Origin of the sequence: Brasilonema octagenarum UFV-OR1 (assembly GCF_963888615.1) — a bacterium.
In the GTDB taxonomy this organism is placed as follows: domain Bacteria; phylum Cyanobacteriota; class Cyanobacteriia; order Cyanobacteriales; family Nostocaceae; genus Brasilonema; species Brasilonema sennae.
In genome coordinates this window covers 1-19,919 of the sequence record NZ_CAWPKW010000007.1, presented here as the reverse complement: position 1 = coordinate 19,919, position 19,919 = coordinate 1, and the positions used below count along the sequence as shown (strand labels likewise).

Sequence of the window (19,919 nt, the reverse complement as noted above, 5' to 3'; positions counted from 1 at the left end):
CAACCCGGAATTGGTTGCTAGACGTGATTGTTGATTCTTTGCATCGCCAAGAGCGTGTTCAGTAGGAGCATTGCTACGCTGAGTCGATGTCGTAGTTTTGTCAACCTCACTGACTCGCTGAATCTGTCCGATTGGTTTAACTCGCTCCTTCCCCCACGCAGGTTGAGCAAAAACCACTACACCAGCAAGCCACAAACCAATTAGTGATTGGGGTTGTTTGCGCATAATCTCCTCACACCATAATATTTTTAATATTTTTGTTCCCGGTTTAGAAGGTTTTCACCCACACCAGTTAAGAACATATTTCAAGAAGATTATCTGGATTGGCTGTTTTCCGGAAGACTTATTTAGCTGGTATACGGATTTTTTTTAACGCTCTACGGATTTTTTTATAAATGCCAATCATTTTGCTATGATGAACCCGCATTTTTTAGGTATAGTTAAAAGATTCCCTTTTTTTAAAGTCTGTTTTAACCAGTAAACAAGTGTATGGTGGAAGTTCGGTTCTCTTGGCAATAAACACTAATCAATCAGACTCTTAATGAAATGTGGTTTCTTGACAGTATTCACGGAGCGATCTGCCGCTATGCTCCACCGAAGCTATCGCCACGTACAAAACTTGATATCACCCACCAATTTTTGACTCATCGTTAAAGCGATAAGATTTAGGATTAACCCCGAATCTTTTCCGAAAAGCGACACTAAAATAACTCTGGTTTTGATAACCAGTCGCACGCGCTATTTCTTTAACGCTCATCTTCCCTTCTAAAACCAGTAAGCGTGCTTTTTCCATTCGCTGCTGGTACAGATAGCCGAATGCAGTTGTACCGAAAACTTGATGAAATCCTATCTTGAGTTTGTAATCGTTTAATCCAACAAGTCGCGCCAGTTGTATTAGTGTTGGGGGGTTGTCTAATTTTTGAATTAAAATGTTTTTTGCTTGATATATGCGTTCTATGTCATCTGGTTTGAGAAGAGTCGATTTTGTTGACTCATGGTTACTCTGGGCTAATTGTTCCAATTTCAAAGCAACTAACTCTAAACATTTACCTTCTAGATAAATTTGTTTGGTTAATCCATGAAAAGGACAGTTCAAAATTTGCTCTAGCGGCAACCGCATCGCCGCAGTGGTAGTATCGACTTGATGATTACGATTACCTTGTTTGTTAGGCTCAAGTAATCTTTTTAATTCTGGAGGAATTTGCTCTGTCCTATTTGTAATAAAACTACTCAATATATGAGGTTTGAAATGAATATCAACCTTGAGAAGCCGCTTCTGTCCTAAAGCTACAACTTTGGTATCAGTACCATAGAAACCATCGCTATAAATGAAATTTTTGCCAGCATCGAGACAGTTGTAATTTCCAGCCAGGTGAAAACCAATTTCCGTTTCATCAACATACATTTCCTCAGATTTGCTTTCAAAAATCAAATCATCGTGGAATTGCTCATCAATAATCATCAAGCTGATATCACGTAGTTCAATGCAGCGCTCGTACCCTCTGCCAAACTGTGGTGGACAAATATAACTGACATCAGAACTGTCGCTTGGATCGCTTTGCTGAATATTTTTGTTGTTATCATACCAAAGTTGGTAGTAGTCATCTACAGAAATGGTTGACGCCATTATATATATTTTTTTAAATGAAATTAATATGCATTAAGCATATCACCGCTTCTACACCTAAGGAATATCTGCTTTGTACTTAGTTAGCTTGACTGTGCTAGAAGTAGAAGCGATTCGACAGCAATTAAACTTCAAGGAAAGCAAAAATTATTTACGGATTAATCGCAGTTGTAGACCAATTCTGAGAATTATCTCTCAGATAACACCAACGATTTTGGGGATCGCCACGCAATTCTAAATGATCCACTTGCACGGGATCGAGCAATAACAAGCAAAAGTTTTGTGGAGGATGAGCGGGATCAGCAACAGAAGATGAGAAAGCTTCTTGATCATCTCTAGGTTTTCCAGGATGGGGCCAAGCAAATTGTACACGACCATTGTCTGAAAGGTCTTGCCACGTTTGCTGACGAGCTTTTTGCAGTTCTGAGTCAGGATGATTGGCGTCGATGAGAGACAATTGTCCAGCAATGCGGAACTGTTCGCGAGTAATAGTAAAGTACCAGCAAATTTCTGCCCAAGGTTGATGGAGTATTTGGTCGAATTTTTGGCTGCGTGTGTCAACGATAATTTTTAGCAAATTAGTATCGCCTAGAAAGCTGCGAAACACAACAGTGCGATTAGCTGGGCGTCCGTCAGTTTGGACTGTTGCAAGTTGAAAGTAGCGGGAGTATGGCTGGCTACGGTTACGATGAAGGGCACGGCCAAGAGGAGAACGCCAAGGAGCAATAGGTAATTCAAAATTCAAAATTTAAAATTTAAAATTCAAAAAGAACAGAGTCGGGTGCTGGCAAACATTTTGCCTGTGAACTGTGTGCAAATCAAAGGTGTGACAGCTTAGATATAGGAAAATTATACTGCAATCAGTCTAGCCAGGCACACAGCGCAAATCTTACAATTTTTCAATCTTTATCTTCTCATTGCACTTGGCGTATAGTCATAATCTATGTCGGTGAGCAACAAGGCTTGATTATCTATGGTTCGTGAACTTGAAAAGAAACGCCAAGGTGCAAAATTTCCAGAAACTGCCCCAGCTGCTAATCCAGTGTTTTTTAGAACCTATAGCCGTCGTCAAGAGGCTGGAGTGAGAGAGACTTGGGATCAGGTGTGCGATCGCACTATCGATAGCTTCATCACTCTTGGTAAATTACTTCCACACGAAGCTGATATCATACAACGGATGCAGCGAAACTTGAAAGCATTACCCAGCGGACGTTGGTTATGGGTTGGCGGCACAAATTGGATCGAAGAGGAACAAAACTTTTCTGGGGCTTATAACTGTACGTCTACCAACCTGCAAGACTGGAGTGCTTTCGGGTTGATGATGGATTTAGCAATGATGGGCTGCGGGACTGGAGCAGTTTTAGAACCACAATATATCAACAAGTTGCCCCCTATCCGTAATCACCTTCATGTACAAGTGCAAGGTGAAATTGGTACGACTCCTCCTAGTCAGCGTCGTGAGCAGACAGAAGTCAAAATAGAGAGTCATCTTGTCACTATCTATGTTGGAGATAGCCGTCAAGGTTGGGTGCAATCTTATCAAAGTTTGTTGGAACTTTCAACCGATGAAAGATTTTCACAAGATGTTCAAGTTATTGTTGATATTAGCGACGTACGTCAAGCAGGAGAGCCACTCAAGGGTTTTGGAGGAGTTGCGAATCCTGTAAAATTACCAGAACTGTATGAGCATTGTGCATCCATTTTGAATAAAGCTGTTGGACGACAGTTAAATTCTGTTGAGTGCTGTTTATTGATTGATGAAGCAGCTGTCACAATTGTTGCCGGTAATATTAGGCGCTCAGCTGGAATGCGTCAAGGCTCAAGTGAGGATAATTTGTTTGCAGATGCTAAGGATAATCTTTGGCAGCAGGATGAAAATGGTAATTGGCGCATCGATCCAGAGCGTGATGCTTTAAGGATGGCAAACCATACAAGAGTTTTTCACCAAAAGCCCACATTAGAAGAATGTATTGATGCTGTCCGCAAACAGTATTACAGTGGTGAAGGTGCAATTCAATGGGCTGGTGAAGCTATCGCTAGAGCTAATTGTGACCTTTTGAAAAATCACGAACACAAAGTAGATTTTCTTAAGGCTTACACTTTGGGGAAAGCCAAAGATTGGTTGCAAGAGAATTACCCTCAAATTCCGGAAAGTGAACTAGAGCATCGCTTGGCTCGTTACGCTTTAAATCCGTGTGGTAGATAATTTTGCCTCACGTTAAAAACCGGGGAAATTCAAGGAAGGCTAAGCAGAAAAAGTGAGTTTTTAATTGTTATTTAAATTTTGAAAAACTATTATTAACTAACTATGAAATGACTCATTCATTACTGTATGCTAATCTTGAGCTAACCTTATTATTTAAAAGTCTAAGGTAGTGCAACGCATAGGAGTTGAACCTTTTCACCACATAGTTAAGCAGTGATACAGCAATCCTAGATAAGTCGTGAACAAAAAAATGAACCGCAAAGGCGCATAGACACGTAAGCGCAAGCGCACGCCCAGAGGGCGAACGCGCAGCGTGTCCCCTTGGGACTCAGTGGCTTCCCGCTGTCTTTGGACGCAAAGAAAAGAAAGAGAACAAGAGGATGATGTTCATATCCTATTTAGGAAGGCTGTAACTGATAACTGATAAGTGAAGAGAATATAATACCCCCACGAGTCCCCGGCTACAAAATGGTAGAAAAGTTATGCTGAACTGAACTGGAATTGACCAGTTGTATCCCAGCAATGGCTATGAGGGAAACCTCCAGAACTAAGGGATAAAAAGCCTTTAGGATAACAAAATTGGAAATTATTGGCTCAAATTTTCATTGCAATCTCTCAGAAATTCACCTCAACCAAATTGATCCAAATAACTACAAAGAACAGGAAGAAGCTTTCACCGCTGGTGCACTTTCTGCAGCAGCACTTCTACATCACAATTTTATTGAAGCCCGTTACCAGTACAGCCGCAAATTAGACCCAATTGTCGGTGTTTCTTTTACTGGGTTATTTGATTTCTTTGTTCATGCTTTTGGGGTTGATTGGTTACGTTGGTGGGAAAAAGGAAGACCTGCAACTGCTGAAGGATTGGTGTTTAAGCGTCAAGAGGAGGAATACTTAAGTTTTTGGAAACAGACTGTACATCGTGTTGTTTGGGATTACTGCGATCGCCACGGTTTAAAACGTCCAAACCGCTGCACCACAGTTCAACCAAGCGGTACCAAGTCTCTGTTAACAGGTGCTAGCCCGGGATGGCATCCCCCCAAAGCACAAAGATTTATACGTCGTATTACCTGTCGCAAAAATGATCCCGTAGCGTTGGCTTGTCTTGAGTATGGGTACAGTATTATACCCTCCCAATCAGATAAAGATGACGACGGTACATTGTTGAATGACCCCTTCGATCCGCGAGTTAGCGAATGGTTGGTCGAAATCCCAGTTGCTGTATCTTGGGCTGATTTACCAGGTGCTGATAAAATAGATATCAGTCAATTTAGTGCGATCGCCCAAATAGATTTCTACATGCAGGTACAGAGATTTTATGTCACACATAACACCTCTGCCACCATTGAGTTACGAGAAAATGAGGTTGAAACTTTAGGAACTCGGATATACGAAGCCATCAAAAATGATGAAGGCTACATCAGTGCTGCACTTCTGGCACGGTTTGACGATCTTCAAACTTTTCCTCGCTTACCTTTTGAGCCGATAACAAAAGAACGGTACGAACAGTTGATGAAAGAAGTGGAAATGCACCGCAAAACAGAAGACTTTCATGCTGTTTTAAGCCGCTATGATTTCGGCGACTTAATCGAAGCAGGACCAGCAGGTTGCGACTCTGATAAGTGTATGATGCCTGAACAAACCTTGATGTAAATAATCAGGCAATTTGCTCTTAGAAGTTCCCCCTTGTTTAACCGCTTTATATCCCGTCACCAAGCCTTAGGCTATGGTGCGGGGCTTAGGGCGAAGAAGCTAACGATCAACTAGAAGTTAAAAGAGATCTTGAGTTACGATCGCCTTAACAAAGGTCATTTTTAAAGGAGAACCTTCATGTTCGTTGATGAATTGAAACCAATATTTCAACAATTCACCCACCATCCACTTTCTTTTCTAGGCGGTTTCGTTTCCGGTTTGCTACGACTCAACCTTGCTGACGATCCTGTTAAAAGCTGGCTCAGTGAGCAACTCAACTCAAGTAGCTATACGACTTTTACCACTCAATCTGCTCAAGCACAGAACGGCAAAGCTGGTGGTCCTCAGTCGATTAGCATTGAATAAAGTTCAAATATACCAAGATTTTTGGAGATATCACCGAAATCAGTAAAGATACTAAGCAAAGCTTAGTATCTTTGCAATAAACGGGTAAAAAAATAAAACAAAACTTGATTGACTATAGATTGTACTAGAACCTATAAGTTAAGCTAATTGCAATTGCTCTGCGATTGTAAAATCTCATACTGAGAAAATTGACAAAATCAGTTATCATATGTAGCGTATGCGAAAATTCACTCCAACCGCTGGCGAAGTCGTAATAATGTTCAACTTCGTTGAATTTTTTACCTGCAATCTTTGCTATTGGTGAGTCAGGCGAAAGGCAACCAGTTTCGGCTGTTTGTTTGCTTGCTTGCTTGAAAGCTGAATTATTCGCTATTCGTTGCGACTTACGTGATTCACATGACTATTTACGTTGGAAATCTCTCCTACCGCGCCACAGAAGCAGATTTAAGAGTAGTATTTGCAGAATATGGCGAGGTCAAAAGAGTTGTCTTACCTACTGACCGCGAAACTGGCCGCTTACGCGGTTTTGCGTTTGTAGACATGAGCGAAGACTCCCAAGAGGATGCAGCTATTACAGCACTAGATGGCGCTGAATGGATGGGTCGTCAACTCAGGGTTAATAAGTCTAAACCGCGCGAGGAGGAGCGACGAGGTAGTTGGGTTAAAAGATAATAGTCTCAAGAGCGATGAATAATCATAATAACAGATTGTTTTCTAGTTATGCAAGCTATTTATTGCTGAAATATCTAGAAACAACAAATTAAACAATTCGCTAAAGTCAAAAGTGATGCCCGACTTTGTTGTGACTCCAAAATCATAGTCATGATGAGTCGGCTTTTCCAACCTTAAACAGGGAACGCTTAACAGGGAACACCCGAACGCTTAACTCTTAATAGGGAAGAAGGGAGATGGTGTTTCTTTCATTCCAGGCGTGTCAGCGCATACCTCGATCAATCACAAAAACTAATATTGTATCTAAATTTTCCGCAAAACTGAGTAGAGTTACTCAAATATATCATTCGAGACACATGACTCAGCGTTGTATAGACTCATATTTCATTCATTTCTTTAGTTTATCTAAAATCACATTCAAGTTGTCAAATTACCTTTCTAAGATAGAGGCAGCAACCACAAGTTGCAACGGATGGGATCAACCCAATAAACACCTAGTCTCTAGGGAGGTTAAAAAATGGCCAGAGCGCCGGAATCTTTGGAGTTAAATACGAACGTTGTGGCAGACAAGGCGTTAGATCGGGATTGTACAACATTATCCCGTCATGTTCTGCAGCAACTTCAGAGCTTCTCACCTCAAGCACAGGATCTGAGTGCGCTCATGAATCGGATCGCCCTAGCTGGCAAACTGATTGCTCGTCGCCTCAGCCATGCAGGTTTAATGGAAGGGGTTCTCGGATTTACAGGGGATGTCAATGTGCAGGGAGAATCCGTCAAAAAGATGGATGTCTATGCCAATGATGTGTTTATCTCAGTTTTCAAGCAAAGCGGTTTAGTTTGTCGCCTCGCTTCTGAGGAAATGGAAAAACCCTATTACATTCCAGAAAACTGCCCCATAGGTCGTTACACTCTTTTGTATGACCCCATAGATGGCCCATCCAACACCGATACAAATCTCAGTTTGGGTTCGATTTTCTCAATTCGGCAACAGGAAGGAAGTGATCTCAATGGTGAAGCGGCTGATCTGCTAGCTTCTGGACGCCACCAACTTGCAGCAGGGTACATATTATATGGCCCTAGCACAATGCTAGTCTATACTATTGGTAGGGGAGTTCATTCGTTTACCCTTGACCCTAGTTTAGGGGAATTTATCCTGACTGAAGAAAACATCCGGATTCCTGAACACGGTCCTGTATACAGCGTAAACGAGGGCAATTTCTGGCAGTGGGATGAGTCGATTCGGGAATATGTCCGCTATGTCCACAGAACAGAAGGCTATACCGCTCGCTATAGTGGGGCAATGGTAAGTGATATCCACAGAATTTTGCTTCAAGGCGGTGTATTTCTCTACCCAGGGACACTTCCGAAACCAGAAGGTAAACTGCGCTTACTCTATGAATCTGCTCCCTTGGCTTTTGTTATTGAGCAAGCAGGTGGTCGCGCAACTACTGGACACATGGATATCTTAGAGGTAGTAGCGAAAAAACTACACCAGCGCACACCTTTAATTATTGGAAGCCCAAAAAATGTTGCAAAGGTAGAGTCTTTCATTCAAAACGGTCACTAGAAGAGCGTAGAAAGCGCAGTTGAAGGTGTAGTAGGCACCTCAGGCATAACCAAGTGATTAGTCGTTAGTCGTCATCAGTGAGTAAAACGACTAACAACTAACAACTTGACAAACGTCACTTAGATACATTAGAAGCAGGAGTCAAACAAATACAGCTATGGCAACTAATCAATTACTGGAAATCAAAAACTACGGTCAAAGTATCTGGATGGATAATTTGAGCCGTGATATTATTCAATCTGGCGAACTCAAAGACCAGGTTGAAAACAAAGGCATCTGTGGGATTACCTCCAATCCAGCCATCTTTGAAAAAGCGATCGCCGGAAACGCGATTTATGACGCTGATATAGAAGCAGGAATCAAGGCTGGATTACCAACAGAGAAAATTTACGAATCGCTAGTTTTTGCAGATATCCGCAACGCCTGTGATATCCTACGCCCGGTTTATGATGCAACCGATGGATTGGATGGTTACGTCAGCATCGAAGTTCCACCAAGCATTTCTGATGATACACAGGCAACAATCAAAGAAGCCCGTCGCTATTACCAAGAAATTGGTCGGGAAAATGTCATGATTAAAATTCCCGGTACAAAAGCGGGTTTACCTGCAGTTGAACAAGTCATCGCTGATGGCATTAATGTCAACATTACGCTGTTGTTCTCTGTTGACAGCTACATCAAAACAGCTTGGGCTTACATTACTGGTTTAGAAAAACGGGCAGCCGAAGGTAAGGATATTAGCAAAATTGCCTCTGTGGCAAGCTTCTTCCTCAGCCGGATTGACTCGAATATTGATGGTAAAATTGACGCAAAATTAAAAAAAGGCGTTGATGATATTGCCCTGGAAGCTAAGCTTAGAGATGTCAAAGGAAAAGTAGCGATCGCCAACGCGAAAATTGCTTACCAAGAATACAAAAAGATTATTCAGACAGACAGCTGGAAAGCATTAGCAGCCAAGGGAGCAAAAGTACAGCGCCTCCTGTGGGCAAGCACCAGCACCAAAGACCCCAGCTACAGTGACGTGATGTATGTTGATGAACTCGTAGGTCCGGACACTGTCAACACCTTGCCACCTGCCACAATTGAAGCTTGTGCTGACCACTGCGACGTCGCCAGCCGCATTGAAACAGGCACACAAGAAGCTTATAACCTGATAGAAAGCCTCAAAGACCCAGACATCAACATTGATATCAACAAAGTCATGGACGAACTGCTCGTTGAAGGTATCGATAAGTTTGTCAAGCCCTTTGAATCACTGATGAACTCCCTGGAAAGCAAGGTTAAACAGTTGTCTCCTGTGTAAGAACTTAACAGTTATCAGTTATCAGTGAACAGTGAGACCAGTGCTGCAGGAGGGTTTCCCTCCGTAGGCAACTGGTGAGACAGCGCTGCAGGAGGGTCTCCCTCCGTAGGCGACTGCGAACCCGAAGGGCGAACCCGAAGGGTTATCAATTATTTGATAACTGATAACTAGTTGACAACTAACGACTAACAATTCCTATTGTCCCTAATCCCCAAAAGGGACAATTTCCCCAATTTCTAATCGCAAATCTTACATCCAAACCCCAAAATTGTTATGGTCAGTCTGCTAGAAAATCCCCTGCGGGTTGGTCTGCAACAGCAACGGATGCCGGAACCTCAGATTATAACTATCTTTGGTGCTTCCGGTGACCTGACTTGGCGCAAACTCGTACCAGCACTGTACAAACTGCGACAAGAACGACGCATTCCACCAGAAATCACCATTGTTGGCGTAGCACGTCGCGACTGGAGCCATGAATACTTCCGCGAACAAATGCGCAAGGGCATGGAAGAAGCTCATGGCGGTGTCGGTGCGGAGGAACTCTGGCAAGACTTCTCCCAAGGTCTTTTCTACAGTTCTGGTGATATGGATAAGCCAGAAACTTATCAGAAACTCAATAAATTATTAAGTGAGTTAGACGAGAAAAGGGGAACACGGGGAAACCGGATGTTCTACCTGTCTGTGGCACCAAATTTCTTTCCAGAAGCAATCAAGCAACTTGGCTCACAGGGGATGCTGGAAGACCCCGACAAACATCGTCTAGTCATTGAAAAACCTTTTGGTCGCGACTTGGCATCAGCCCAAAGTCTGAACCGAGTGGTGCAGAAATATTGCAAAGAACAGCAAGTCTACCGGATTGACCACTACCTCGGGAAAGAAACAGTTCAGAATCTATTGGTGTTTCGCTTTGCCAATGCGATTTTTGAACCCTTATGGAATCGCCAATTTGTTGATCACGTTCAGATCACTGTGGCAGAAACTGTGGGAGTTGAAGACAGAGCTGGATACTATGAAAGCTCCGGCGCACTGCGGGATATGTTGCAAAACCACCTCATGCAACTTTTTTGCATGAGTGCGATCGAACCTCCCAATTCCCTAGATGCTGAGAGCATCCGTACGGAAAAAGTGAAGGTGCTCCAAGCCACGCGATTAGCTGATGTCCAAAATCTCCACCGTTCTGCAGTACGGGGTCAGTATAATGCTGGGTGGATGAAGGGTAAACCTGTGCCTGGTTATCATGAAGAACCCGGAGTTGCTGCAAACTCCACAACACCCACGTACGTGGCGGTGAAGTTTCTGGTTGATAACTGGCGCTGGCAAGGAGTTCCGTTCTACTTGCGTACTGGTAAGCGGATGCCAAAAAAAGTCAGTGAGATTTCCATACACTTCCGTGAAGTTCCTTCGCGGATGTTTCCATCTGCAGCTCAACAAATGGCTGGGAACATTTTGGCAATGCGGATTCAGCCTAACGAAGGAATTTCTCTACGCTTTGAAGTCAAGATGCCAGGAGCGGCATTCCGTACCCGTTCCGTTGACATGGACTTTACTTATGGTTCTTTTGGTATCCAAGCAACTTCCGATGCCTATGATCGCCTGTTTTTAGATTGTATGATGGGCGACCAGACATTATTCACACGGGCAGACGAAGTGGAAGCTGCTTGGCGGGTGGTGACACCAATCCTCTCTGTTTGGGATACGCCAAGTGACCCCGCGTCCGTTCCCCGATATGAAGCTGGCACTTGGGAACCAGCCGAAGCGGAGTTGTTAATTAACCAAGATGGTCGCCGTTGGCGCAGATTATAGAAGAATGAAGGGTAAAGGATAGAAATAAAATTTTTTCTCCTTTATCCTTCTGCAACTCATACTTCATAACTTCATACTTCATACTTCAATTGTTATGACTTCCCAAGCTTCTACAATTTTTTCACTTCAAGCTCCCAAGGATGTTTCGCTTACAGATATTGAAGCGGAACTAAGTCAGATTTGGCAAAGTTACGGTATTGCAGGTGAAGATGGCGCACTTCCTGCTGCCACTCGCGCCACAACATTTACTTTGGTTGTTTACGAACCCGAGGAAACCCAGTATCTATTGGCTGGTTTGGGACTTTACAAAGGTCCTATTGATGGTATTCTCGGTCCCCAAACACAAGCAGCGTTGCGAGAAGTACAAAAAACTCATGGTTTGACAGAGACAGGAATAGCAACAGAAGAAACGCTTGCTGTCTTGCGGCAAGAACTCTCCAAACGTCAAAGTAATGGGGCAACTGTCCAAAACGGTTCTAATGGTGGATCTTATGCTCCAGATGCCAGTAGCCCTCGAATTGCTGATGAAATTGCCATCCGTAACCCCTGTCGGATTATTGCCCTGTCTCCAATAGGTGGCGAAGATGTAGGGGTAACGGCTCAAGTCTCTGCCTACTGCCCAATTCAAAAGCAGTCCGCAAGTGCACTCGTTTGCTGTGAATACATTACTTTCACAGGAACGGCTGCTGCTTTAGAACGGGTTGGTGGGATGATTCAAGCATTGTTAATTGGTGGCTTGCCCAAGTTTCTCTGGTGGAAAGCAACACCAGACCTTAACAACGGTTTGTTCAAGAGACTATCGGCAGTTTGTAACAATGTGATTGTGGACTCCTGCTACTTTAACAAGTCAGAAACTGATTTGCTCAACTTGCAACAGTTGGTAGAATCTGATATTCCACTCGCTGATTTGAACTGGCGTCGTCTTTCTGGATGGCAGGAATTAACAGCCGAAGCTTACGATCCACCCCAACGTCGTGCTGCCTTAGTAGAAATCGACAGAGTTAACATTGATTATGAAAAAGGCAACTCCGTACAAGCACTGATGTTTTTGGGTTGGCTAGCAAGTCGCCTAGAATGGCATCCTGTTTCTTATCAAAAAGAAAGCGGAGATTACGACATCACGAAAATTCAGTTTCTTGCACAGAATCAACGGCAAATAGAAGCAGAGTTAGCAGGAGTCCCAGTTGGTGATGCGGGTGACATTCCTGGTGATTTGATTGCATTGCGGCTTAGTTCCACAAATCCAGAGGCAAACTGCGGAACTCTGATCTGTTCAGAAACTGGTGGTTGTATGCGGATGGAAACACAAGGTGGTGCCCAAGCTAGTGGTGTGTTTCGACAAGTGACTTCACTTTCCGAGCAAAAAGCAGAAGTTTTACTCAGCCAACAGGTGCAACGCTGGGGTCATGAGGCACTTTTTGAAGAAGGTCTCGCACTTACAGCTCAAATGCTCAAGTTGGGAGCAAAACGTTAGTCGTTAAGACCTCACCCCGCCCTTACGGCACCTCTCTTCTTCGTTAAGACCTCACCCCGCCCTCACGGGCACCCCTCTTCTTCGTTAAGACCTCACCCCGCCCTCACGGGCACCCCTCTCCTTATAAAGGAGAGGGGATAATTATGAGAATATTTCACAAAGTTGTATAAAAGTCAATAGCTTTAAGAAGAACGCAAAACACAGAATATCCCCACGGATAAAGTCCTCTTGATTTAACTGTTCAAAAACCCTTCGGCTGCGCTCAAGGCAAGTCGCTTAGGGTCAGCCTGTGCTTATAATTAATTCTGAGTTCTGACAACTGTGTTCTGAGTTCTTTTTTGGTAACTTTTAACTTCTTTATGGCTTTAGTTATTGCAGGAGAACGCAGTGGGGTGGGCAAGACGACAGTCACGCTCACCCTTTTGGCGTCTTTGTGTCAACGAAGTAGACAAGTACAATCTTTCAAAGTTGGTCCGGATTACATCGACCCGATGTTTCATCAGCACGTCACAGGTCGCGCTTGTCGCAATTTAGACCCTGTGCTGACATCAGAAGAGTACATTAAGCAATGTTTTACTCATAACTCTCAGCTAAGTGAATATACTTTAATCGAAGGAGTGATGGGGCTGTTTGATGGAGTTACTCCACCTCAACTCCTCCCCAAGCTCTGGGGTGGGGCAAATGACTTTGCTAGTACGGCTCATATAGCGCGGTTACTGAATTTACCTGTAGTATTGGTGATAGATTGCAGTCGGTTGTCTGGTTCTGTGGCTGCGATCGCACACGGTTATTGCTCATTTGACCAAAAAGTCAAAATTGCTGGGCTTGTACTTAATCGAGTGGGAAGCGATCGCCATCTATCCCTTCTCAAAGATGCCCTAGAACCTCTCCAACTACCAATTCTTGGGGTGCTGCGGCGTGAGGAAAATATTACAATTCCAGACCGACACCTGGGTTTAGTACCGACAGCAGAACTTCCTCAACTACAAGCTTTAATTGACCGACTCGCCCATTTGGGAAATACTTGCTTTGACTGGGAACGGTTGTTACCACTTTTAAGGACAGAGGAGACGAGAACGAGACAGGGAGAGAGTCAAAGAAACAGGGAAGTTATTCCCTCACTCCCTCACTCCCTCACTCCTTCAGTCCCTCACTCCCCACTTTCCATAAGGATTGCTGTGGCGCGCGATCGCGCTTTCAATTTCTATTACCAAGACAATCTTGACTTGCTACAGCAGTTGGGTGCACAACTGGTTTTTTGGAGTCCTTTAGAAGACGCTGGATTACCAAAAGACGTGCAAGGAATGTATTTTGGCGGTGGTTTTCCAGAAGTCTTTGCCCAACAGCTAGCCCAAAACAACAGCGTCCGCGATGCAGTCAAAACAGCAATTCTCTCTGGAATGCCTACCATTGCTGAATGTGGCGGATTAATGTATCTATGCGAGCAAATCGTCGATTTTGAGGAGAAATCTTGGTCAATGGTAGGAGTATTGCCTACAACAGCCGTGATGGGTAAGCGTCTTACCTTAGGGTATCGTCGAGCAGTTGCTTTACAGGATAGTCTGTTGGTTAGTGCAGGTGCAACCGTTTACGGACATGAGTTTCATCGTTCCCGCTTAATTTCAACTCCCAATTCGCCATTGTTTCAAACTTATCGCTACGACTCCGAAGAATCCACAGGCGATGAAGGGTGGAATTTGCTTCCATCTCTACATGCTTCCTACATTCATCAACATTGGGGAGATAGTCTAGATATTCCAAAGCGATTTTTAGAGGAGTGTTGTGTATTTCAATTGACTAAAATCTCGTGTACGCATTAACTTACTCCCTTCCCGCCAGAAGAATAGCTAATTTAACGATTAGCAACAAGACGAGCCAGCGCTGCAGGAGGGTTTCCAACGCCAGATACCTGCGGAGGGAAACCCTCCCGCAGTACTGGCTCCTCCGTAGGTGACTGGCGTCGCCAAGGACGCCAAGAAAATCAAAAAGAAGATAGGTAATCTTGCACCGGGAAGGGAGTAGTAGGAATATTGCAAAAAGCTTGAATTTGATGAATTTGCAGACATTGAAATTGAAGAAGCCCTCTGCGCGGAGCGATCGCACCACATACGTAAAGACTTCTGTAGCATAGAGATAGCGGTTTATTCGGCGCATCTATTGATAGCTGAAGCCGCGTTCTAGGGAATACTAGCCACTATTTAGACCATACTAATTTACAAACTCCCAATACCTGCAAGCACTCATGGCTAATAAAAGCAACAGTAAAGAAACATTCACTTTGGTGCTATCTCTGCTCGTCACTTTAGGGCTTTTAGGGTTTGGTGTGTGGTTCTTCCGAAATAGCTTGCCTTTTGCATCCAACCAACAGACTCAACCTTCTGCCAATTCTTCTGAACAGCAAACTGCGACACCCAGTACAGTTCAAGGTTTTAACACATCAAACTTGGATACCAGTCTGCCCAACCCAAGCGTGCTCACAATTGATGGTAGCGTCACAATAGTCGCTTTGATCAAGCAGCTGCAAATTGCGTTTAATCCAGTAAATCCTTCGTTACCCACAACTTATGGTTTACCAAATGGTAGTCCCAATGGTACCAATAAAGGGATTCAAAACTTGAAAGACGGCAAAGTGTTGATGGCTGCTAGTTCACGTCCCCTAAAAGCTGATGAAGCACAATCTGGACTCGTACAAGTTCCAATTGCCCGCGATGCTTTGGCTATAGCAGTAGGCGTCAACAACCCGTATAAAGGGGAATTGACTATGGAACAGTTGAAGGGAATTTTTCAAGGAAAAATCACTAACTGGTCACAACTAGGAGGTTCTAACCTACCAATAAAAGTTATTAATCGCTCTCCAGATAGTGGTACATATACATTCTTTCAGGAAGTTGTGCTGTTGGAGGAGTCTTTTGCACCTGATAGTACAAATTTCACCACAATCAAGAAAGATGAAACGACTGCGCTATTACGTGAGTTAGGTAATAATGGCATCACTTACAGCACAGTTTCCCAGTTAGAAAATCAAAAAACGGTTCGTATTGTTTCTGTAAATGGAATTTCTCCTACTGATCAAGCTGCAATTAAAAATAGTACTTATCCTATTAGTCGAGTCGTTTATTTAGTCGTACCGCGTAAAACCAGTCCCGGTGCAAAACAATTTATTGACTTTGCTATCTCCCCTGGTGGACAACAGATTGTTCAGCGAGTAGGTTTTATTCCATTGAAGTAGATTGACTGATATCTTACACCATTACAAATAAACCACTAATGCTGAAATAAAATACTGTTGAAATATACTCAAAAACAAGTTGTACTTTTAGTCCATTTTAATGGACTTTGGCTATGAGCCTGGGACTTACAGTCCTAGGCGGACGAGAACTCAGTATTCAACAGTTTTTACGCCGACAATGGCGGTGGAAATAGGATATCAGAATTGAATTGCTCAATATTTACTGATTGATAAATCGGCAAAACATATTCTAAATTTTCATGGGGACGGGGAATTATGTGATGAGAAAGCACCTCACCACCATTCACTCGCGGTATCGCCTCAAGTCCTGCTGCGATCGCAACATTAACCTCACCTACTGCTCCCCGGATAAGCACAGTAATTCGCCCTAAATCAGTATTTTCATACCCAACAAGAGTGATACGGGCAGCTTTACACATGGCGTCCCCCGCCTCTACTGCTGTAGGAACGCCATAAACTTCAATCATGCCAAGTGCTAAAGTCATGCTTACTTACTCTAAACACTTGCTACAGCTTTTGGAGACTCTTGAAACTTCCGTTCTCCTGTTATCATCATCTTGACTTTACCGCTAGGAGCAAGGGTTACTCCTCGTCGTTGAGCTTGTTCTGGTTGATTGGTAGTAAGTGCAAGGTGATAGCGTGACACGATAGTTGCCAAAACAAGCTTCATTTCAAACACAGCCAAAGCTTCACCAATACAGCGACGGGCACCACCCCCAAAAGGCATAAATTCATAGGGTGAATATTGGCGTTGCAAAAAGCGCTCTGGCTTAAACTGCTTGGGCTGCGGGTATAAATCTTCACGATGATGCAAAAGATAAATGCAACCAAAGACTACCTTACCAGACTCTAAGTGATGTCCCAGAATCTCAACGGGTTCTTGCGCGACTCTACCAAATGTCAAGAATCCAACAGGGTAAATACGCAAGGTTTCATTGCAAACAGCACTCAGATAAGGTAATCGTGCAATGTCTATGGGATTTGGGGAGTCGCCGAGAGTCCCCAGTTCTTGGAGGAGTTTTTCACCAACTTGTGGCAAATGGTGAATCCAATACAATGCCCAAGCCATTGCTGTTGCTGTAGTTTCATGTCCAGCAAATAACAAAGTCATTAACTCATCGCGTAACTCTTTATCCGTCAGCGGTTTACCCTTTTCATCCCGTGCTGACATTAGCAATGAGAGGATATCGATGCGATTTGGATCATCTTGTGCACGGCGTTCAGCAATTTCAGCGTAAAGCAATTTATCAATTTGCTGACGTTTGTGCAAAAACCTTCCCCAAGGACTCCAAGCCCCTAAATCTTTTTGCAGAAACCGAAAAAATAAGAAGCTAAAACTGAGTGGTGACTGAAAAACCTCCAACATTTCACTGAATAAGTGCTTGAGTTGTTGGCAACGTTCTCCCTCATATAAGCCAAAGACAGCTTGTAAAATGACTTGCAAGGAAATTTCCTGCATTGCTGTCCGAATCGACAAAGGTTTATTGTGTGGTAGCTGACTAAAAACTTTTTCAGTTATATTGCGAATTATTTCACTGTAGGCTCGCATCCGTTCCCCATGAAAGGGGGGCATTAGGAGTTGGCGTTGTCGTCTGTGGCGATCGCCGTCCAACATAATCACTGAACTATCCCCTATTAAGGGTTGCAAAATTTTGTTCTCCCGACTCAGGGCTGCAAACTTCTTTCTATCGCTGGTTAAAATTTCTTGAATTGCTTGGGGATGGTTCACAAATACTAAAGCATCCTCAACAGGAGCTACCGCAGTACTAAAAATGTCAGGATACCGCTGAGCTGCACTTTCCATATATCCTACAGGATCAGTAATCCATTGGATTTGTTGTAAAAAAGATGGGGTTTTGACAGGATTGGGTAAATTCATCTGCTTATCTTGACAATTTATATTTTTTATGCATCAATTTGATTGAAAAGGCTTAATCCAGCCGAGTTGGATGGCAGTATCAAGAAAAAATGCTGCCAACACAAACCACAAAATACTTTCGACTCCCAAAACCACAAAAGGCAATATATCTCTAGAATATGACAGCCCAACATCGACTTGGGTTAAACCGCGTACTAAGCCAAACGCTAACACTCCCCCAGCTTTCAATTGAGGATTTTTATCTGAGCGGATGATATAGCGGTAAGTGACGCCAAACAGCAAACCACAAAAAACTGCAATTCCAAGCTTGAGCAACAATTGTAAATCTAGCGATGCGATCGCCAGACTGGCGAGCCGCTCAAAATATTTTGCTAGCACCAGATTATTCAGCAACGTGGTGAGAAAAAAAGCTATCATCAGGCTCAAACCTGCGAGTATCCCAGCTTTGAGGGATTCAATGCGTTCTGTCATCAGTTGAGGATCTAAAATCTTGTTCACAAATGTTAGAATAGATACGTCAGTACAAGACTTAAAAACCTACCCCAGGACTTGGGGAAAGTAAACGCCCTACGCTCGAATTGACGAGGTTCAAGGAAATAACACTCTGCCCGAAAGGGCGAACGGGGTGTGCCGGGGAACTTGTTTAAACGCAAGATAACAACATTCCGCAAGGAATACGTTGTGAATCCCTTAACTTTTAGTTAGGGGAGTGTCAATGAGGAATCCAAACTTTAGTTCTGAACGGGCTTCTAGTATTATTAAACTTAGAGACGTTTCTATTGAGTTTAAAAGTAGCACTATGGAAATTTTGACACTCGGCTGGGTTGCTTTACTTGTTGTTTTCACTTGGTCAATTTCAATGGTAGTTTGGGGTCGCAACGGACTCTAAGAGAATCGTGGAAATTCCATTCTTGACTATTTTGGCTTCAGTTGCTGCGGTGCTGCTTGTAGCAGTTACGGGAGGCGTTGGTTATTTGACGCTGGCAGGTTGGCGCGATCGCCGTTTGCGAGAAGATGAAAAACGCGAAATGCGACGCGCTAGTTCTAGCACCACTTCTAAGAACACTGCTCCCAAGCCTAAGAAGAAAAAATAATTCTGCTTGAAATCTTGGGCAGAGGCGCTAGGAGGTAGAGTATTTCCTAGCGTCTTTGTCTGTTTGCGCTTCGTTTTTGTGCTAAAGGGGGAAAAGTGCAGAGACTTTTTGTAGTATGATTATTTAGTAAGACAAAAAGGTAATACTAAATGATCAAAGTCACAATTACCTTAGAAGAAGACGTTCTCCAGTTTATAGATCAGCAGGCACAGGGCAACCGCAGTGGTTATATTAATGCGTTGCTGACACAACACCGCCGCCGGATTTTGGAAGCAGAAATGATTGCAGCACTCAAGCAGGATGCTGAAGATTCAGAGTATCAAGCTGAAATTGCCGCTTGGGATAATGTTGTCGGGGATGGCATTAATGCCAGAGAGTAACTTAACTTATCGGCGGGGAGAAATTCGTTGGGTGAACCTTGATCCAACTGTAGGGGCTGAGGCGCAAAAAATCCGGGCTTGCTTGGTTGTGCAAAATGACATTATGAATCAGTATGGATTGCTAACAATTGTGATGCCATTTCGACCTGGAAGTAAACAAGCTCCATATGTTGTCAACGTGAAAGCAACGCCAACAAATGGATTAGATCGAGATCGTTTTATTGATGTTGGGCAAATTCGTTCTGTTGATCATCGTCGCGTGTTGGGTTTGGTGGGTGTGTTGGAAGAAGAATATTGGGAACTCATTCGTATAGCTTTAAATATCATTTTAGGATTTGTGGTTTAAGGCTATCAAGTAGCTATTGGAAAAATTAGAATTAGGCGATCGCATTGTGCAGATTTTTTAGGCAATCTCTGTTTTCTCTACGTGTTATTTCGGTGACTTAGCTAATAAATATACTATATTTAAAATACGTTACGAGCTTGTGCAAGCTTGTACTAAGTCCTCTTGCTACTTGGTGCAAGAGTAACGCCTGCGCTGGCATTTTCTTAACTCACATCTTGCACCTAACCGAACAAACCCGTAAAAGGCAAATAAGGAGTACA

Annotated in this window: 18 protein-coding genes and 2 pseudogenes; 14 read left to right on the top strand and 6 right to left on the bottom strand. The window is 43.4% G+C overall.

Annotation, left to right across the window (positions count from 1 at the left end; genetic code table 11):
* From AC5590_RS00425 to AC5590_RS00415, 3 genes are all read right to left on the bottom strand, one after another.
* Positions 1–225: hypothetical protein (locus tag AC5590_RS00425; RefSeq protein WP_169267839.1), on the bottom strand; the 225-nt coding region annotated here is incomplete at its 3' end.
* 400 nt (positions 226–625) lie between these two features.
* A complete protein-coding gene (locus tag AC5590_RS00420; protein ID WP_169267838.1) occupies positions 626–1,627 on the bottom strand; it encodes a helix-turn-helix transcriptional regulator in 1,002 nt (333 codons plus the stop codon).
* 151 nt (positions 1,628–1,778) lie between these two features.
* A complete protein-coding gene (locus AC5590_RS00415) occupies positions 1,779–2,372 on the bottom strand; it encodes an Npun_F5749 family FMN-dependent PPOX-type flavoprotein (RefSeq protein ID WP_169267837.1) in 594 nt (197 codons plus the stop codon).
* Between the two features lie 228 nt (positions 2,373–2,600).
* Here AC5590_RS00415 and nrdJ (AC5590_RS00410) point away from each other — a divergent pair.
* The 10 genes and pseudogenes from nrdJ (AC5590_RS00410) to AC5590_RS00365 form a co-directional block, all read left to right on the top strand.
* A pseudogene (gene nrdJ, locus AC5590_RS00410) lies at positions 2,601–3,827 on the top strand (ribonucleoside-triphosphate reductase, adenosylcobalamin-dependent); the annotation flags it as partial.
* A 588-nt stretch (positions 3,828–4,415) separates the two neighbouring features.
* A pseudogene (nrdJ, locus tag AC5590_RS00405) lies at positions 4,416–5,486 on the top strand (ribonucleoside-triphosphate reductase, adenosylcobalamin-dependent); the annotation flags it as partial.
* Positions 5,487–5,663: 177 nt separating this feature from the next.
* Positions 5,664–5,891 (top strand): ssl0294 family protein, encoded by a 228-nt coding sequence (locus AC5590_RS00400; RefSeq protein ID WP_169267836.1) that lies wholly within the window; start codon positions 5,664–5,666, stop codon positions 5,889–5,891.
* Between the two features lie 396 nt (positions 5,892–6,287).
* Positions 6,288–6,563 carry an RNA-binding regulator gene (rbp, locus tag AC5590_RS00395; RefSeq protein ID WP_169267835.1) on the top strand — a complete coding sequence of 92 codons (276 nt, stop codon included), beginning with the start codon at positions 6,288–6,290 and terminating at the stop codon, positions 6,561–6,563.
* Between the two features lie 517 nt (positions 6,564–7,080).
* Complete coding sequence (gene fbp / locus AC5590_RS00390) at positions 7,081–8,130, top strand: class 1 fructose-bisphosphatase (protein ID WP_169267834.1); 1,050 nt, start codon at positions 7,081–7,083, stop codon at positions 8,128–8,130.
* A gap of 157 nt (positions 8,131–8,287) precedes the next feature.
* The gene (tal, locus tag AC5590_RS00385) at positions 8,288–9,433 is read left to right on the top strand and encodes a transaldolase (protein ID WP_169267833.1); all 1,146 of its coding nucleotides are present in this window, start codon (positions 8,288–8,290) and stop codon (positions 9,431–9,433) included.
* A 273-nt stretch (positions 9,434–9,706) separates the two neighbouring features.
* Positions 9,707–11,236, top strand: coding sequence for a glucose-6-phosphate dehydrogenase (gene zwf / locus AC5590_RS00380; RefSeq protein WP_169267832.1), 1,530 nt, complete (start codon positions 9,707–9,709; stop codon positions 11,234–11,236).
* A 94-nt stretch (positions 11,237–11,330) separates the two neighbouring features.
* A complete protein-coding gene (gene opcA / locus AC5590_RS00375; protein WP_169267831.1) occupies positions 11,331–12,710 on the top strand; it encodes a glucose-6-phosphate dehydrogenase assembly protein OpcA in 1,380 nt (459 codons plus the stop codon).
* Positions 12,711–13,069: 359 nt separating this feature from the next.
* Positions 13,070–14,530 carry a cobyrinic acid a,c-diamide synthase CobB gene (locus AC5590_RS00370; RefSeq protein WP_169267830.1) on the top strand — a complete coding sequence of 487 codons (1,461 nt, stop codon included), beginning with the start codon at positions 13,070–13,072 and terminating at the stop codon, positions 14,528–14,530.
* A gap of 422 nt (positions 14,531–14,952) precedes the next feature.
* On the top strand, positions 14,953–15,939 hold the full coding sequence (locus tag AC5590_RS00365) for a phosphate ABC transporter substrate-binding protein (RefSeq protein WP_169267829.1): 987 nt from the start codon (positions 14,953–14,955) through the stop codon (positions 15,937–15,939).
* A gap of 167 nt (positions 15,940–16,106) precedes the next feature.
* Here the strand turns inward: AC5590_RS00365 and AC5590_RS00360 are convergent, their stop codons facing one another.
* The 3 genes from AC5590_RS00360 to AC5590_RS00350 are packed head-to-tail and all read right to left on the bottom strand — an operon-like array spanning position 16,107 to position 18,337.
* Positions 16,107–16,445 carry a carbon dioxide-concentrating mechanism protein CcmK gene (locus AC5590_RS00360; RefSeq protein WP_169267828.1) on the bottom strand — a complete coding sequence of 113 codons (339 nt, stop codon included), beginning with the start codon at positions 16,443–16,445 and terminating at the stop codon, positions 16,107–16,109.
* A gap of 11 nt (positions 16,446–16,456) precedes the next feature.
* Positions 16,457–17,839: a cytochrome P450 gene (locus tag AC5590_RS00355; RefSeq protein WP_169267827.1), complete on the bottom strand. Its 1,383-nt coding sequence runs from the start codon at positions 17,837–17,839 to the stop codon at positions 16,457–16,459.
* Positions 17,840–17,872: 33 nt separating this feature from the next.
* A complete protein-coding gene (locus AC5590_RS00350) occupies positions 17,873–18,337 on the bottom strand; it encodes a hypothetical protein (protein WP_348982752.1) in 465 nt (154 codons plus the stop codon).
* Positions 18,338–18,638: 301 nt separating this feature from the next.
* On the opposite strand from AC5590_RS00350, the gene petN reads away from it, so the two are divergent.
* The 4 genes from petN to AC5590_RS00330 all read left to right on the top strand — a co-directional run bounded on the left by petN (position 18,639) and on the right by AC5590_RS00330 (position 19,659).
* Entirely contained in the window at positions 18,639–18,728 is a 90-nt protein-coding gene (gene petN / locus AC5590_RS00345) for a cytochrome b6-f complex subunit PetN (RefSeq protein WP_048868680.1), read from the top strand.
* Positions 18,729–18,735: 7 nt separating this feature from the next.
* Entirely contained in the window at positions 18,736–18,933 is a 198-nt protein-coding gene (locus tag AC5590_RS00340) for a hypothetical protein (protein WP_169267826.1), read from the top strand.
* Between the two features lie 149 nt (positions 18,934–19,082).
* Positions 19,083–19,313 (top strand): type II toxin-antitoxin system MazE family antitoxin, encoded by a 231-nt coding sequence (mazE, locus tag AC5590_RS00335; protein ID WP_169267825.1) that lies wholly within the window; start codon positions 19,083–19,085, stop codon positions 19,311–19,313.
* Positions 19,300–19,659: a type II toxin-antitoxin system PemK/MazF family toxin gene (locus AC5590_RS00330; RefSeq protein ID WP_169267824.1), complete on the top strand. Its 360-nt coding sequence runs from the start codon at positions 19,300–19,302 to the stop codon at positions 19,657–19,659. Before mazE ends, AC5590_RS00330 begins: the two co-directional genes overlap by 14 nt.
* Positions 19,660–19,919 lie beyond the last annotated feature (260 nt).